The sequence below is a fragment of the Bacillus sp. NPDC057893 genome (assembly GCF_042796455.1).
In the GTDB taxonomy this organism is placed as follows: Bacteria; Bacillota; Bacilli; order Bacillales; family Bacillaceae_G; genus Bacillus_A.
The window spans coordinates 77,332-91,434 of record NZ_JBHVNG010000001.1; the positions used below are offsets into that span (position 1 = coordinate 77,332).

21 protein-coding genes and 1 pseudogene are annotated in these 14,103 nt (G+C 34.6%); 11 read left to right on the forward strand and 11 right to left on the reverse strand.

Annotated elements, in window-relative coordinates; genetic code table 11:
- Positions 1 to 8: 8 nt before the first annotated feature.
- The 3 genes from ACFVQC_RS00495 (at position 9) to ACFVQC_RS00505 (ending at position 1,662) form a co-directional block, all read left to right on the forward strand.
- On the forward strand, positions 9 to 515 hold the full coding sequence (locus tag ACFVQC_RS00495) for a DUF4178 domain-containing protein (RefSeq protein WP_016095930.1): 507 nt from the start codon (positions 9 to 11) through the stop codon (positions 513 to 515).
- A gap of 13 nt (positions 516 to 528) precedes the next feature.
- Positions 529 to 1,347 (forward strand): DUF4247 domain-containing protein, encoded by an 819-nt coding sequence (locus ACFVQC_RS00500; protein WP_219920642.1) that lies wholly within the window; start codon positions 529 to 531, stop codon positions 1,345 to 1,347.
- Positions 1,348 to 1,443: 96 nt separating this feature from the next.
- Complete coding sequence (locus ACFVQC_RS00505) at positions 1,444 to 1,662, forward strand: hypothetical protein (RefSeq protein ID WP_219920641.1); 219 nt, start codon at positions 1,444 to 1,446, stop codon at positions 1,660 to 1,662.
- Between the two features lie 201 nt (positions 1,663 to 1,863).
- Here ACFVQC_RS00505 and ACFVQC_RS00510 read toward each other — a convergent pair whose 3' ends face one another.
- Both ACFVQC_RS00510 and ACFVQC_RS00515 read right to left on the reverse strand, forming a co-directional pair.
- Entirely contained in the window at positions 1,864 to 2,736 is an 873-nt protein-coding gene (locus ACFVQC_RS00510) for a YitT family protein (RefSeq protein ID WP_002112469.1), read from the reverse strand.
- Between the two features lie 187 nt (positions 2,737 to 2,923).
- The gene (locus tag ACFVQC_RS00515; RefSeq protein ID WP_377897180.1) at positions 2,924 to 3,958 is read right to left on the reverse strand and encodes a YdcF family protein; all 1,035 of its coding nucleotides are present in this window, start codon (positions 3,956 to 3,958) and stop codon (positions 2,924 to 2,926) included.
- A gap of 711 nt (positions 3,959 to 4,669) precedes the next feature.
- Between ACFVQC_RS00515 and ACFVQC_RS00520 the strand changes: the two genes are divergently transcribed.
- Positions 4,670 to 4,903 (forward strand): spore germination protein, encoded by a 234-nt coding sequence (locus tag ACFVQC_RS00520; RefSeq protein ID WP_002015747.1) that lies wholly within the window; start codon positions 4,670 to 4,672, stop codon positions 4,901 to 4,903.
- Positions 4,904 to 5,072: 169 nt separating this feature from the next.
- Here the strand turns inward: ACFVQC_RS00520 and cydB are convergent, their stop codons facing one another.
- Together cydB and cydA are read right to left on the reverse strand one after the other, a co-directional pair.
- Positions 5,073 to 6,101 carry a cytochrome d ubiquinol oxidase subunit II gene (gene cydB, locus ACFVQC_RS00525; protein WP_377897181.1) on the reverse strand — a complete coding sequence of 343 codons (1,029 nt, stop codon included), beginning with the start codon at positions 6,099 to 6,101 and terminating at the stop codon, positions 5,073 to 5,075.
- Positions 6,091 to 7,440, reverse strand: a complete 1,350-nt coding sequence (gene cydA, locus ACFVQC_RS00530) for a cytochrome ubiquinol oxidase subunit I (protein ID WP_199675525.1) — start codon at positions 7,438 to 7,440, stop codon at positions 6,091 to 6,093. Before cydA ends, cydB begins: the two co-directional genes overlap by 11 nt.
- A 224-nt stretch (positions 7,441 to 7,664) precedes the next feature.
- Between cydA and ACFVQC_RS00535 the strand changes: the two genes are divergently transcribed.
- Positions 7,665 to 8,228 carry a beta-class carbonic anhydrase gene (locus tag ACFVQC_RS00535; RefSeq protein ID WP_377890722.1) on the forward strand — a complete coding sequence of 188 codons (564 nt, stop codon included), beginning with the start codon at positions 7,665 to 7,667 and terminating at the stop codon, positions 8,226 to 8,228.
- Here ACFVQC_RS00535 and yidD read toward each other — a convergent pair.
- Positions 8,225 to 8,461: a membrane protein insertion efficiency factor YidD gene (yidD, locus tag ACFVQC_RS00540; protein WP_341305533.1), complete on the reverse strand. Its 237-nt coding sequence runs from the start codon at positions 8,459 to 8,461 to the stop codon at positions 8,225 to 8,227. The genes ACFVQC_RS00535 and yidD overlap by 4 nt on opposite strands.
- Positions 8,462 to 8,589: 128 nt before the next feature.
- Here yidD and luxS point away from each other — a divergent pair, with 128 nt between their 5' ends.
- Positions 8,590 to 9,063, forward strand: coding sequence for an S-ribosylhomocysteine lyase LuxS (luxS, locus tag ACFVQC_RS00545; RefSeq protein WP_001141371.1), 474 nt, complete (start codon positions 8,590 to 8,592; stop codon positions 9,061 to 9,063).
- Positions 9,064 to 9,125: 62 nt separating this feature from the next.
- On the opposite strand, the gene ACFVQC_RS00550 is transcribed toward luxS, so the two are convergent.
- The 5 genes from ACFVQC_RS00550 to ytzI form a co-directional block, all read right to left on the reverse strand.
- A complete protein-coding gene (locus ACFVQC_RS00550) occupies positions 9,126 to 9,356 on the reverse strand; it encodes a YczI family protein (protein ID WP_377890725.1) in 231 nt (76 codons plus the stop codon).
- A gap of 25 nt (positions 9,357 to 9,381) precedes the next feature.
- Positions 9,382 to 9,615, reverse strand: a complete 234-nt coding sequence (locus ACFVQC_RS00555; protein ID WP_377890727.1) for a hypothetical protein — start codon at positions 9,613 to 9,615, stop codon at positions 9,382 to 9,384.
- Between the two features lie 378 nt (positions 9,616 to 9,993).
- Complete coding sequence (locus ACFVQC_RS00560; protein WP_377890729.1) at positions 9,994 to 10,224, reverse strand: YczI family protein; 231 nt, start codon at positions 10,222 to 10,224, stop codon at positions 9,994 to 9,996.
- Between the two features lie 14 nt (positions 10,225 to 10,238).
- On the reverse strand, positions 10,239 to 10,469 hold the full coding sequence (locus ACFVQC_RS00565) for a DUF3953 domain-containing protein (protein ID WP_377890731.1): 231 nt from the start codon (positions 10,467 to 10,469) through the stop codon (positions 10,239 to 10,241).
- A gap of 1 nt (position 10,470) precedes the next feature.
- Positions 10,471 to 10,620: a YtzI protein gene (gene ytzI, locus ACFVQC_RS00570; RefSeq protein ID WP_070145237.1), complete on the reverse strand. Its 150-nt coding sequence runs from the start codon at positions 10,618 to 10,620 to the stop codon at positions 10,471 to 10,473.
- An 83-nt stretch (positions 10,621 to 10,703) separates the two neighbouring features.
- On the opposite strand from ytzI, the gene ACFVQC_RS00575 reads away from it, so the two are divergent.
- From ACFVQC_RS00575 to ACFVQC_RS00585, 3 genes are all read left to right on the forward strand, one after another.
- Positions 10,704 to 11,021 (forward strand): hypothetical protein, encoded by a 318-nt coding sequence (locus tag ACFVQC_RS00575; protein ID WP_002089150.1) that lies wholly within the window; start codon positions 10,704 to 10,706, stop codon positions 11,019 to 11,021.
- Positions 11,022 to 11,105: 84 nt separating this feature from the next.
- Entirely contained in the window at positions 11,106 to 11,585 is a 480-nt protein-coding gene (gene mutTA, locus ACFVQC_RS00580; protein WP_002015736.1) for an antimutator 8-oxo-(dGTP/GTP)ase, read from the forward strand.
- Between the two features lie 115 nt (positions 11,586 to 11,700).
- Complete coding sequence (locus ACFVQC_RS00585; RefSeq protein ID WP_377890734.1) at positions 11,701 to 12,237, forward strand: DUF3267 domain-containing protein; 537 nt, start codon at positions 11,701 to 11,703, stop codon at positions 12,235 to 12,237.
- A 69-nt stretch (positions 12,238 to 12,306) separates the two neighbouring features.
- On the opposite strand, the pseudogene ACFVQC_RS00590 reads toward ACFVQC_RS00585, so the two are convergent.
- A pseudogene (locus tag ACFVQC_RS00590) lies at positions 12,307 to 12,420 on the reverse strand (HAD family hydrolase); the annotation flags it as partial.
- A 93-nt stretch (positions 12,421 to 12,513) separates the two neighbouring features.
- Here ACFVQC_RS00590 and ACFVQC_RS00595 point away from each other — a divergent pair.
- On the forward strand, positions 12,514 to 13,632 hold the full coding sequence (locus ACFVQC_RS00595; protein ID WP_377890736.1) for a recombinase family protein: 1,119 nt from the start codon (positions 12,514 to 12,516) through the stop codon (positions 13,630 to 13,632).
- A gap of 226 nt (positions 13,633 to 13,858) precedes the next feature.
- Positions 13,859 to 14,086, forward strand: a complete 228-nt coding sequence (locus ACFVQC_RS00600) for a hypothetical protein (RefSeq protein ID WP_377890738.1) — start codon at positions 13,859 to 13,861, stop codon at positions 14,084 to 14,086.
- Positions 14,087 to 14,103: the final 17 nt, after the last annotated feature.

The window sequence follows — 14,103 nt, forward strand, 5'->3', positions numbered from 1 at the left end:
GGTAGATTGTGAGCTTATTTAAACGTATTAAAAATATAATGAAAAGCCCGGAACCGCCGAAACCAGAAAAGAGTCTTTTAACGTTAGCTCCTGGCGACATGATCGAAGTTTCGTTAGTAATGTACGAATTAACTGGGAAAACGAGTATGCATTCTCGTAAGGAGATTGTTTTAACCCTGCAGGACGGGAAAGATATTCGCTATTTAAAAATTGAAGACCGTGAAAATACGTATTACAAATTATATACACCGATTGATGGTCGTTTAGATTCAATTGATGAAATTCCGACGACAATTGAAATGGATGATACAGAGTACCATATGGAAGAGCAATATAACGGACGTGTTGTTGTCATGGGGAAAACACCATTCGCTGCTTCAGAAGAACAGCACGTATGGGAATTCCAATCTGATAACCGAAAATTATTACGTATTGAATGGCAAAATGGTCGCACAATGATGTATGAGGGAGAAACAATTATTCCTGCTGATGTACAAATTATAAGAGCAACATAAGGGGGGCGTAATCATGTCAAACCGATTGTTTACCATGATTAAATCGTTCGTAATCCCTATACTTGCTATCGTTACATTACTTGTTATTGCTGGTTATGCTTTATCAGGCTGTCAAAGTGGTCAAGCGAAGTCAATTCAAGACCGTTATCCGCTTGAGTCTGTCGCAAAAGAAGGTAAACAAGAATCTTACGTGTATAGGGCCGCCAATCGGTCAGTTCCTGAAGTCGCAAAGGAACTTATAGCCGAAAGGAAACCGAAGCAAGCATCTAAAGAAGATGAAAATCAAATGTTCCTCGTTTATTCTGATAAAATGTATAATCTTCAAAAGGATAAAGAGAAACCATCTGATACGCTAATTGAAATAAGTAATGAAGAATTTGTTCGTCAAAATTACCAACCATCCTTCTTACAAGGATATATTATGGGGAGTATATTAAACGATATATTCGGTTCACGGAAATCATCATACGGTGATTATCGCGGATATAACGATAGACAAAATCATAAACCGGTTATCCCGGAAAGACCACCTACGAAAGAAGAAAAGAAAACCCCGCCTCCAATTACGAAGGAAGGGAAAGGATCTATCATTAAGCGAGGAGATAATGTAGATCCGAAATCATCAGTAGGTGATAAGGGAAGTATTACTGAAAAAGGAAGTAATACGACGCCTCCACCTTCTACCGGAAGCAAAGGGAAAATTACGAAAACGCCAGATGGATCGAGCGGATCTGATGTGAAGCCGAAATCATCCATTAAAACTCCGCCAAAGAATACGTCTCCCCCGAAAACGAGGGTTGGCGGTTCAGGGAAAATTTCGAAAAGAAGATAGTAGAGAGACCGAGAAGTGGAATTTGCTTTTCGGTCTTTTTTTTATGGTGATTAATTCCTTATAACTGGTACACTTAATCCATAAGGAGGGATTAGTATGACTATGTATAAAAGATTTAGTTTGATTATGTTCCTCGTCTTATTCCTCGGTTTGTTTATTAGTACAACGATGAAATTTCACTTTGTAGTAGGTATTCTATGGATACTATGTGCATGTACTCTATTTCTATATATTCCGCTTCGCTTTCAAGATGAAGTGACTGCCTTTCAAAAATACGTAGCATGGATTAAAAGCGGAGGAAGATGGGGTGAGTAAAATTATATCAGCGATTTTTGGAATATATCGACCGCAACTTCAAACGTATCAGCGAATATTAGAATATATCGACCGCAACTCTAAATATATCAGCGATTTTTGAAATATATCGATTTACCGCCAAAAACTGACAACGGTAGCAACTTAATAATAAGAAGAGGCTGTGCCCAAATGTTGGCACAGCCTCGTTTTTCATAACGATTAATGAATATCATGCTTCTTGAAATTACCGCCTTTTACTTCTGCTACGTCATACACTGTAATAAAGGCATTTGGATCAATTTCATGAATAAGTTCTTTCATTTTACTTTCTTCTAAACGGTTAATTACACAAGAGATTTCTTTAAATTTCTCTCTTGAATACCCACCATAAACTTCATTGTATGTTGCACTTCGACCTAAACGATCACGAATTGTTTCTACTATTAATTCAGGTTCTTTTGTAATGATTTTAAACGTTTTAGAACCACTTAAACCAACCTCAACGATATGAATCACTTTAGATGCGATAAAGTAAGCAATCGCTGAAAGGATAGCTCCTTGAAGACCAAATACTGTTGAGACAAAAATAAAGACAAACATATTTAAGAATAAGATAAGATCACTTGTTCCAAATGGTAACTTTCTAGAAAGTAATACGGCTAGCATATCGATTCCATCTAATGCCCCGCCATTACGTAATGCTAGTCCCATACCAAAACCGATAATAATACCACCAACAACAGTAATTAAAAGTGTATCGCCCTCAATAATTGTTGGTACTCCGTGCATGAGAACGGTACCTACTGCTAGCGAAGCAATCCCGATAATAGAATAAATTGCAAAGCTTTTACCGATTTGTTTATATCCTAACCAAACGAAAGGGATGTTAACGACTGCGATTAGAAGTCCTAATGGTAACCCGAATAATCTTGAACTAACGATACTTAAACCAGTTACACCACCGTCTGATACGTTGTTTGGAATTAATACGGCTTCTAATCCGTATGCTGTGATAAATGCCCCAATAATAATCATCAAAGCTTTTGAAGCGATTTTCAGCTTATTGGGCTTGTTTTTCATAATTCTCTCCATATAATTTCCTCGTTTCAAACTAGTTTCGTATTTGTTACATAATTCACATCTAAATTTCATTCTAACATTTTATTTGAAAAAATTCTCCTTTAATGGATGCATGCAGGGAATATTATCACCATATTACCATTAAAATATTTTTGAAATTCGTATAAGAAATCCCATCCTTTTAAAGGATGGGATTTTGTTAAGAAAGTATAAGACTAACGACCGTTAGGAATAAAGCGAAACCTAAAATAGTTCCACATATTTTCATATGGCGTTTACGTCCCATTACGACAATCGCAACGTATTCACGAATCATTGCGTTAGGCCAGTAATAAAATGCTGTTTTTGAGCCGATTCCTTGGCTATTAAGACCGGCTTGTCTTGCATATATACCGGCGCGGAAAAGATGGAAATTATTCGTTGTAAAAATACTTCTATACTTAACTTCAGGTTTTAAAGAATCCATAATTTCTTTAGAGAACGACATATTTTGATATGTGTTTACAGAGCGATTTTCTTGCACTGTGTGTTCAAGAGGAATTCCTTTTTCAACCGCATAACTTTGCATCGCTTCTGCTTCAGGAAGGCCCTCATCTGGACCTTGTCCACCAGAGAAAATAATTGTTGGTGGTGTATTCACAGCTGCTTGTTTCCAATAAAAGTCGATTGCTTTATTAATACGACTTGCAAGTAAAGGCGGTACTTTATCATTAATTAAGCCGCTACCAAGAACGATGATGAAATCTTGGTTACGCCTTGGTCTGTTGAATTGGTATAGAAAATAAGCCGTTAAGAAGTTAGATAGGTGTATAAAGAAATATACGGTTATACGAGAAATACCAGCAAAAATAGGCTCTAAATGTGATGAGAACAAGTTTGCTGTACTTATAAAAGGGAGTAACATACAGAATAGAATACCTAAAGCAGCAATGAGTGTTAAACAGTTAGTGAAACGTCGTCCCTCTCGTTTCATTAAAATTCTAGCATTAAGAAATAGCCCAAACATTAAAGCAACAATACCGAAAGGAATCATAACGATAAGTGCTAAAATAGGTAAGACTATTATGTAGCGCAGGGCATCATTACTTGAGTCCCAAGATACAAGCATACAAAAAAGAAGGAAAAAACAGAAAAAGGCATTAAATAAGAAACCGTTTATTATTTTTCGCGGATCCTTTAAGTAAGAGATAAGAAAAATAATAAACAATATAAGAGGAATAATTCCGAAATACATAAATATAGTACACCTCAATTTGTATAAGAATTTGACATACCTTTTATATTACATGATTTTATAATTGAAAATGAAAGAAAAAGGATTTGGAATTTTCTCAATAAACACTATAGATAAATATGGTAAAATGTATTCAATGCGAGATATTAAAAGTAAAATGGTTGAAAAGGCACTCTGAGAGTGTCTTTTTTCTTTTTGGTATGTAATTATGCATATTATGTTTATTTTCAAGGGAAGAGGATTAAAATATAAGTTGTGGATACACGCTATAAAGCAGAATTTTATATTAATATTTACCTCTACTCTTTTTGTACCTAACAATCTTGTAACAATTCATGATTCTGTTTTCTAGTGTGTGTTTACGAAAAGCGGATGGGTTTTATATAAACAGGGGAAAGGGCGTCTTTTTAAAAGGCGCCTTTTTGTTGTTTAGTGTATATAGTTATTACTGTTAATATAGTGGAAAGTATCTATACTAAACATTAGCAATCTTCCGTATAAAGATTATCAATTTACTATATATTCCAGCGGTGTTAAGCTACATATGAAAGGCTTTCTTTTTCAAAATATTACCCCTAATAAAATTTTGAAGAAGTCAACTGTCTCCAAACTTGCCATTCATGCTTAGAGAAAAAGCACTCAATTTGAGTGCTTTTTCTTATTGAAACATGCTATTTTTTTAGGCGATTTTCATAAAATAAAAGTAACGAAATGAAAGTAGGTGATAAAATGCCAGCTATTGTTGAAGGGGTTATTATTGAAAACTGTAACGGGACAATTAACTTAGGTGATAAATATAACGTACATCCGATTGAAAAAACGAAAGCTTATAATGGATCGGGATCTTCAAATACCGGATTAAATGTGAGGACATTCAGTGGTATTAGTACGGCAGATGTAACGGATAACGATGTGTATGACCAAGTAATTCAATCTACGTTATAAATTTTATATGTAAAATTGCATAAATTGATGTGTTTGCCCTGTGATACAATTTAGTTGTGAGCTGTTAGTGATTCTTCTTTATCATAGTTGTTAGATTAGAAATGTAACATCTTATCGAAAATCATACGTATAAGAAAAAAGACACTTCGCTTGAAGTGTCTTTTTCATTTTAGTGATACCCTTTAGCAGAGTCTTTATGGATTTTATTTTTAAAAATACTGTAGCTCCAAAGTTGATATCCAATAACGATTGGTACCATGACGATTGCAACGAAGAACATAATTTTTAAGTTTAATTCACTACCGGCTGCGTTATATAACGTTGTACTGTATGCGTCATTAATACGTGATGGTAACATTCTTGGGAACATACCTGCAAAACCAGTTGTCATAAACATTGCGATTGTTAAGCAAACGAATGTGAATGCAAGGCCAATTTTATGTTTGTACACCATAATAAGTGCGAGTACACTCATTAACATTGCAAGTACTGGAAGAATGAATAGTACAGGATATTCCGTGAAGTTTTGGAATAAATTTGTACGATTTGCAGTTGCGACATAGAAGATAGCTAAAATGATTGCAGCTGCCATTGAAAATGGTCTTGCGATTTTATAAGCACGATCAGATACTTCACCAGTTGTTTTAATCATAATCCAAAGGGCACCAGATACGACGAATATAGTAGTGAAGAAAAGACCACCTAAAATACCATAATGGTTTAGTAAGCTAAATAAAGTTCCTTCATAACCATCTTTTCCGATTTGCAGCCCGTAATACAGGTTAGCGAATGTAACACCGAATAAAAAGGCAATTAGGAAACTACCAATTGTAAATGCCCATTTGCAAGTTTTTTGCCAAATTGGTGAATCATCTTTATGCATAAATTCAAGTCCAGCAGCACGAGAAAATAGTGCAAGTAAGACTAAAAATAGTGGTGTATACAGGTAACTAAACATATTTGCATATGTGATTGGGAAGGCAGCAAATGTTGCGCCACCAGCTGTAATTAACCATACTTCATTACCACCCCAGAACGGGCCAATAGCTTCTTGTAATTGATTTCGTTCTTGTCGGTCTTTCGCAACGAATGGGAAAATCATCCCGTTACCGAGTGCGTAGCCATCAAGAATGAAGTAAACTGTCCAAATTATGCCCCATAAACCGAACCAGATGATTGCAAGCATATCATGAGACATGAGCTGTACCTCCTTCAGTAGCAGGTTCTTCTAATGCAGCTGGTCCTTTTTTCGCGAACTTCAGCATTAAGTATACGTCTGCAATTAAAAGTAAAGTGTAGAACAATATTAAACTAATTAATGAGAACCAAATTTGTGGAACTGATATAGGTGATACAGATTCTGCTGTACGCATTAGTTTATATACTGTCCATGGTTGACGACCTACTTCAGCAACAATCCAGCCAGCATTAATTGCAATGTATGGAAGTAAGACAGACCACATTGTAATTTTTAAATAGCGTTTTGAGTTTTCTAGTTTTCCTTTTCGGTTTAAATAGAAACCGAACCAAGTTAATGCCATAAAGAACATGCCAAGTGCAACCATTAAGCGGAAGCTATAGTACACGAGGTTAACATTTGGACGATCTTCTTTCGGAATATCTTTTAAACCAACAATTTCTCCATCAAATGAGTTTGTATAGAAGAAACTTCCGAGTTTTGGAATAGTAAGGAATTCAAAGTTCTTTTCATTTTTCACATCAGGAATTTGAATGATTGAGAAGCCTTGTCCTTTTCCCGTTTCCCAAACAGCTTCCATTGCAGCTCCTTTTGCTGGTTGATACTTAGCTGCTGATACACCGGATTGATGTCCCATAAAAGGTGTAATAGTTGCTGCGAATAATCCTAACATTAAACCAAACTTAAATGATTTTTTGAAAAATTCCACTTCATTTTTACGTAATAAGTGATAGGCACTAATTGCCATAACGAAGAAAGCACCAACGATATAACAACTAATTACAGTATGGAAGAACATATTCCATGCATATGGATTTGTAACAAGGGCCCAGAAGTCATTTAATTCAGCGCGGCCATTACGTACTACATAGCCAACAGGATTTTGCATAAAGCCGTTTGCTGTAATAATCCAAAGGGCAGAAATATTTGTTCCAAGTGCAACCATCCACATACAGAAAGCACGGAACTTTGGTGAGATTTTGTCTTTACCGAATAACCATATTCCCATGAAAGTAGATTCTAAGAAAAAGGCAACAAGTGCTTCGATTGCAAGAGGTGATCCGAAAATATCTCCCATATATTTGGAGTACTCAGACCAGTTTGTTCCAAATTGGAACTCCATCGTAATCCCGGTTATAATCCCCATTACGAAGTTAATTGTAAATAATTTACCCCAGAAATTTGCCATTTTGCGGTATGTTGGATTCAATGTGCGGGCGTATTGAGTTTCCATACATGCTACTAAAATAACAAGTCCGATTGTCAAAGGTACAAATAAAAAATGATAAAAAATAGTAATTGCAAATTGAAAACGACTCAGTAACAGAACGTCGGACATAATAAATATTCACTCCTTTTTTACATTATCTACAGTTAGTTTATAGTGAGAATAGGGATAAAGTATGTGTGACTTGTTACAAAGCTGTGTGTATATTTTGAAAGAATTATGTCGGTTATCTGAAAATATATTGCTTTTATAATAATGCAATATCCTTTTTGAGTTTTTCATATTTTGGTACACTATATATGTAATGTAAATGAGAGAAAAGAGGGTTCTTTACTATGAAGTCATTAGAAGAGATTTTACAATACAATGAAAAATTCGTTGAAGAGAAAAAGTACGAAGAGTATGAAACAGGAAAATTTCCAAACAAAAAAATGGTAATTATCTCTTGTATGGATACTCGTCTTGTTGAACTATTACCGAAAGCAATGAATATGCGTAACGGTGATGTGAAAATTATTAAAGTAGCAGGCGCTGTTATTTCACATCCATTCGGAAGTATTATGCGTAGTATTTTAGTTGCTGTATACGAACTGGGTGCCGATGAAGTTTGTGTAGTTGGTCACCATGATTGTGGTATGGCAAAAATTCAAGCAAGCAGTACAATTGAAAAAATGAAAGAGCGCGGCGTAACAGAAGAGAAATTAGATACACTTCGTTATTCTGGAATCGATTTAGAAAGATTCCTACAAGGGTTCTCTAGTGTAGAAGAAAGTGTAGAACATAGTGTGTCAATACTTCGCAACCATCCGTTACTTCCGGGAGAAGTACCTGTTCACGGTCTTGTTATAGATCCTGACACAGGAAAATTAGATGTAGTTGTGAATGGTTACGAAAATTAAGAATGTATATTGTCATCCTTTTTATCTGGGACAGGATCAAATCCTCCTGGGTGGAAAGGGTGACATTTTAATATACGCTTACAAGTAAGCCAAAAGCCTTTGAGTGCACCATGTTTTTGAAACGCCTCTAATCCGTAATGAGAACAAGTTGGATGAAAGCGGCAAGTTGGTGGTGTCATCGGAGAAATGAACTTTTGATAAAAGCGTATAATCCCAATAAAAATCTGTTTCATAATGGTCTCCTTTTCAGCATAGTCTTAAAGTATTATAGCACGACCGTACATAATACTTTACTAATGTTAATTTCCGTTATATCATATTGGATATAACGGAATTAAATTAAAAGCGGGAGAGATGTTGTATGCCATCAGTAGAAAGCTTTGAATTAGATCATACGATTGTAAAGGCACCTTATGTAAGACATTGCGGAGTTCACAATGTAGGTAGTGACGGTATTGTAAATAAATTTGATATTCGTTTTTGCCAACCAAATAAACAAGCAATGAAACCAGATGTTATTCATACGTTAGAACATTTATTAGCATTTAATTTACGTAAATATATTGATCGTTATCCGCATTTTGACATTATTGATATTTCACCGATGGGCTGCCAGACAGGATATTATCTTGTTGTGAGTGGAACACCGACAGTTCGTGAAATCATTGATTTATTAGAACTAACATTAAAAGATGCGGTTCAAATTACAGAAATTCCAGCTGCAAATGAAACACAATGTGGCCAAGCGAAGCTCCACGACTTAGAAGGAGCACAACGCTTAATGAACTTCTGGTTAAGCCAAGATAAAGATGAACTTGAGAAAGTGTTTGGATAGAAGGAAAACTGCCTGTTAAAGGGCAGTTTTTTATTTTGTTAAGTGAAAACTTGCTCTTCTTTTTATGAAAGTATACTAGACACCCCAACATATAAAATAAAGGCAGAACCGAGAAAATAAACAAATGCTTTTGCTTTTTGCCGCTCTTTTATTTCATCAATTCCAAAAAGGATAAACATAATACTTAAAAGGATAAATACGAATGGTAAAAGCATAGAGAAGTTTGTAAAGAGGTTAAGTAGAGCGAGAATGAGGGCAATAGTGGCTACTATAATTCGAATGTTTTTTAACATGAAATCCTCCTTAGTAGAAGTATTGTTATTGAGAGACAAGAATAAGAATGACAATAATTAAAGTAAAGACGCCAGAAAAGAAAGAGATTGTACTATTTACTTTCTTTTGTTTTTGCTTTTCTTCTGCACTCATGATGAAAGTCATAATAGATAAGGCAATAAGCATATAGGGCATAATAACAAGCGAGTTTGTAAACATTCCGGATAGAGCGAGAGCGATGACGATAAGAGCGGATATAATGCGAAATGTTTTTAGCATACTAATCTCCACCTTTTTTGTTTTTTAGATTGTCCTCAAATTTATTACCTGTTCGAAAAAGCCAAATTGGTGAAAGGTAATAGTCAGTAGGTGATTAAAAGTACATGCTACCTTTAGTGAAAGTAGATCGATATTAAAACGAAGAAAATAAGAATAGAAACGAAAAAATACAGAATACTCATTGATTTCCGTCCAGATTTCAGTTCATTAATTCCTAGAAGAATAAAGAAACAACTGAGAGTAAATTGTATGTATGGAAGAAGTGTGAAATTATCGGTAATAAGAGAATAAGTGCAAAGAGAGAGTATGATAAGCGTGAAAAACATGAGGAAAATCCGTAATCCAGTTAGCATTGTATACCTCCTTTAAATAGACTATTTAACGAAATATTTCTGAGAAGCCAAGTAATAAAGCAGCAGCGCCAGCTATGAAAGCAAGTGTGCCACTAGATTGTCTCTGTTTTTTAATTTCTTCTAGACCCATAGTGAAAGCCATCAAGCCTAAGGAAATGAACATGTAAGGCATAATGTCTCTGTTGTTGCTGATAAAACTATAGATTGCTATAAATAAAGCAATAAGTGAAAAAGTAATTCGCAATCCTTTTAGCATGGATGTACCTCCTTTTATCTTATATAGCTAATGATGAGAACAAGCCAAATGAAAGCACCAGCAACAATACAAATAAATCCGGTTCCTGAATCTTTCTTTTTTATTTGCTCAATAGCGATGAGAAACATTAGAGCTCCTAATAAAAATTGTGAAAGAGGTAGAAAGTTATTTTGACCTGTATATAGCCCAATTGCCGACATAATTATCACAGTAAGTGCGATTATGATGCGAAGTATACGAAGCATTTTATGAATCCTCCTTGCTGTTTTTTGTATAAGGGTTATCTTCTGGTTTATCAATCGAATGTTTGTAAGAGTAGCCTTTATTAATTGTCATGACGGAGAGTACTAATATGATCAGTACGATTATAATGCCGATAATTAATATTTTGAGCATGAAATCCCTCCTTTTCTTTATTTTACATAATTTTGTAATTAATGAAAACAATAGAAATTAAAAGGATGAAAGAAGGGTGTTACATGGAGAATAAAAAAACATATTATATATCAGTTGGAAATGGTCAAATTTCACAAGTGAAGACGGCGGATACGTATAATTTTGAAATTTATGCAAATGACGAAGAGATTACGGAGTTAAGAGAGTATTTTGATCAAGCATATGAAGAGGACTTAGGTTCGTATGTACGCTCCCACGTTCCATTCGTTGAGTATCATCACGATTCGAATAATGATCGATATGATGAACAACTACAAAAAGCATATAAAATGATTTATGATCTAGGGAATCATGAAACGAAAGAATTAGTCGCGCAAATGGGAATAATCAATGGATTGTAATTGGATAATATTATGCAGAAAAGCGAGAATATGCTACAATTTGTGGTAGGAAAAACTTGTAATCATCAATAGGGGAGTAATGGCATGTACAAATTTAAAGATTATTACCACAACACTGTACAATTATCGTTTGAACGTTACCCATTTTCTCCTGAGCCAAAGCATGTTTGGGTTGTATGCCGGTACGGGGATCAATGGTTATTAACGCATCATTTACGCCGTGGTCTTGAATTTCCAGGTGGTAAAGTAGAACTCGGGGAAACACCGGAAGAAGCGGCAGTTCGAGAAGTTCATGAGGAAACCGGCGGCATAGTTTCTGATTTAACTTACTTAGGGCAATACAAAGTATCCGGAAAAGACAAAATAATCATTAAAAACATTTATTTTGCAACAATTAGTGCGGTAGAGCAACATACGCATTACGAAGAAACGAAAGGGTCTGTTTTATTAAAAGACATTCCTGATAATATTAAAACTGATAGAAAATTTAGCTTTATTATGCGCGATGATGTATTAGCGCGTACGATGAAACATATAGAAGAAATCGGCTGTTTTACGAAGTAAAATGGCCGGTTTCTTTTTTTATGTGTTCAAGAATAAATGTAAATATATCTTTACATAATTTTGGGTATATTATACAATTTTGTAAAGATATATTTACATTTTAGGAGGGATAAAGGTGGATAACAGAAAAGAAATAACTGTTTCTGTTTCGATGGTTAAATTAAACATCTATGCATTTTTTATAATATTCGCTCTGGCGATTGGAATTAGTTATTTACATGCGCTTTTTTCAGGTAAGTTTCAATTTGAAATTACATTGCCTGTTATGTTTCTTTTAATTATTGGAATGATTGTTCTCGTTTGTATACATGAAGCGATACATTTAATAGGATTTCGCTATATCGGAGGTGTTCCGTGGAGCGAACTAAAATGGGGTGTCAATTGGAAATTAGGTGTAGCATACGCTCATTCTAAAAAAGAAATTACAGTAAAGCAAATGAAGAAAGTTTTAATGTTGCCATTTTTACCGACTGGAATTTTACCAATTGCAATTGGATTAGCTATGAATGTTCAAGCGATCTCATTTTTAGGGGTTCTACTAACAGCAGGTTGTATTGGTGACATTGCTCTATATCAAAAAGTTTCAAAGTTTCCAGATGATGCACTAGTAAAAGATCATCCGAGTAAACCACAGTTTACAGTTTATGAATAATAAAGGAAGAGGAGTCGTTTTTGAATAACGGCCTCCTCTTGTTATTGTCGCTTTTTGTCGGTAAGTCGATATATTGTGAAAATCGCTGATATAGCGATTGTATTGGTCGTGAATAAATCGCACTAAAGATTGACGACGATCTAATAGTGTCCCGTCCAAATCAAATAGCACCGCAAGAATCATATGTAACCTCCTCAAAGTTTTTATAAATAATTATCGCATATTTGTGAAAAAATGATTATCATATTTTTGTAGACTGTAACGACGGAGGTTCAAATGAAAGAACTGTATGGGAAATTAGTTTGTTTTATACTTTCAATTGGCTTAGTAGCTGGATGTGATATGGCGGAAAAAACTTCAAAAAGAGAGAAAAAAGATGTGTGCGAAACGACAGAAGAATGTGCACAAATAGGTGATAAGACGCTTCAAAAAGTATATAAAAAAATAGATGGACTTTCAGAACTTGAAGTACTAGAGGATTATGATTTAGAAGGACATTCAAGTAACGATATGAAAGAAGCGGAAATGAAAAAAGAGGATGATGAAAATTATTTCTTTTTAGCTTCTTATTATATTGATGGTGATGAAATTGTAGATCCTTATTTCGATAAACTAGATCGCAAACGATTGAATAAGGCTTTTGCGGAGGATAAGGACGCGAAAGAAGAAGTATTAAAGCAACGTCAAGATAGAGGTTATCATGAATCGTTATGGGATATGTACAGTACTCTTATTCCAGCTAAGTATCGCACTGACATAAAAGAGTTTGATATGGTAACAGATGGTTACGATGGAATTGTCGCCCACGTTATACCGAGTATGGAGTATCCGAAAGAGTGGACTATTAGTTTAGATACGCTTGATTCTGCAGTAAATATCGATCAAGTGATGAAAACATTAATACATGAGACGGCTCACGTATTGACACTGGGACATAAACAAATACCAGTAAATGAAAAGTACTTAAAGGCTTTTGACGAAGATAAAGATATTTCATCATACCAAAATAAATGTAAATCTCTTTTCTTACAAGAAGGATGTGCGAAGGAGAGCTCTTATATAAATCAATTTTATAATTTGTTCTGGAAACCAATTGACCAGGAGTGGACAGAAAAGAAAGTGGAAGAAAGCGAAGAAGCTCAAATTGAATTTTTTAAGGAAAAGCATAGTGAGTTTGTTTCACTGTATGGAACGACAAATGTAGCGGAAGATATCGCAGATACATTTACAGCGTTTATATTACAAGATTCAAAAAAGGTGAAAGAAGGAACAGAATTAAAATATAAAAAAATTGCCTTCTTCTATCAATTCCCCGAGCTTGTAAAAATGAGAGCGGAAGTGTTAGCTGGATTATATGATGTTTCGAAAACGATAGAACAACCAAGTGGACATTAATGCGAATTATGTGTTCGATATATTTTAGCCAAGGGAAAACGTGAAGAATTATAGTTCTTTGCGTTTTTTTATGCTGATAAAATTGAAAATTCTGTCTTTTTTCAAAAAAGAAGAAGGAACTGAATCATTAAAAGAGAATTAGTATAAAAACGTCACAAATTAGACACAATTATAATGCGCATAGTATAGGGGCTATAAGTTTACTCTCGAGGAGGTAATGAAACGTATGAAAACGATTCTTGCTGTTGCTGGTCTCATTTGGGTAATGTCTCACGGTTTTCCGATTTTTGAAGGGGAGCAAATTCGTAGTGCATTAAATAAAGAGTTTAATGATTATCATATTATTGATCGAAAAGATAATGTCGTTACGGTGCGTGTGAAAGATTGTTTCCATACAGTTACGGTTGCTAATGGGAATGTTACAGATGATTCAAAAATGTGTGATCAAAGATAAAAGAAAGAAGCTGACTC

Coding starts and splice junctions, on each gene's coding strand:
- ACFVQC_RS00500 (WP_219920642.1), top strand. CDS start 529: ATGTCAAACCGATTGTTTACCATGATTAAATCGTTCGTAATCCCTATA.
- ACFVQC_RS00505 (WP_219920641.1), top strand. CDS start 1,444: ATGACTATGTATAAAAGATTTAGTTTGATTATGTTCCTCGTCTTATTC.
- ACFVQC_RS00510 (WP_002112469.1), bottom strand. CDS start 2,736: ATGGAGAGAATTATGAAAAACAAGCCCAATAAGCTGAAAATCGCTTCA.
- ACFVQC_RS00515 (WP_377897180.1), bottom strand. CDS start 3,958: ATGTATTTCGGAATTATTCCTCTTATATTGTTTATTATTTTTCTTATC.
- ACFVQC_RS00520 (WP_002015747.1), top strand. CDS start 4,670: ATGAAAGTAGGTGATAAAATGCCAGCTATTGTTGAAGGGGTTATTATT.
- cydB (WP_377897181.1), bottom strand. CDS start 6,101: ATGTCTCATGATATGCTTGCAATCATCTGGTTCGGTTTATGGGGCATA.
- cydA (WP_199675525.1), bottom strand. CDS start 7,440: ATGTCCGACGTTCTGTTACTGAGTCGTTTTCAATTTGCAATTACTATT.
- ACFVQC_RS00535 (WP_377890722.1), top strand. CDS start 7,665: ATGAAGTCATTAGAAGAGATTTTACAATACAATGAAAAATTCGTTGAA.
- yidD (WP_341305533.1), bottom strand. CDS start 8,461: ATGAAACAGATTTTTATTGGGATTATACGCTTTTATCAAAAGTTCATT.
- luxS (WP_001141371.1), top strand. CDS start 8,590: ATGCCATCAGTAGAAAGCTTTGAATTAGATCATACGATTGTAAAGGCA.
- ACFVQC_RS00550 (WP_377890725.1), bottom strand. CDS start 9,356: ATGTTAAAAAACATTCGAATTATAGTAGCCACTATTGCCCTCATTCTC.
- ACFVQC_RS00555 (WP_377890727.1), bottom strand. CDS start 9,615: ATGCTAAAAACATTTCGCATTATATCCGCTCTTATCGTCATCGCTCTC.
- ACFVQC_RS00560 (WP_377890729.1), bottom strand. CDS start 10,224: ATGCTAAAAGGATTGCGAATTACTTTTTCACTTATTGCTTTATTTATA.
- ACFVQC_RS00565 (WP_377890731.1), bottom strand. CDS start 10,469: ATGCTTCGTATACTTCGCATCATAATCGCACTTACTGTGATAATTATG.
- ytzI (WP_070145237.1), bottom strand. CDS start 10,620: ATGCTCAAAATATTAATTATCGGCATTATAATCGTACTGATCATATTA.
- ACFVQC_RS00575 (WP_002089150.1), top strand. CDS start 10,704: ATGGAGAATAAAAAAACATATTATATATCAGTTGGAAATGGTCAAATT.
- mutTA (WP_002015736.1), top strand. CDS start 11,106: ATGTACAAATTTAAAGATTATTACCACAACACTGTACAATTATCGTTT.
- ACFVQC_RS00595 (WP_377890736.1), top strand. CDS start 12,514: ATGAAAGAACTGTATGGGAAATTAGTTTGTTTTATACTTTCAATTGGC.
- ACFVQC_RS00600 (WP_377890738.1), top strand. CDS start 13,859: ATGAAAACGATTCTTGCTGTTGCTGGTCTCATTTGGGTAATGTCTCAC.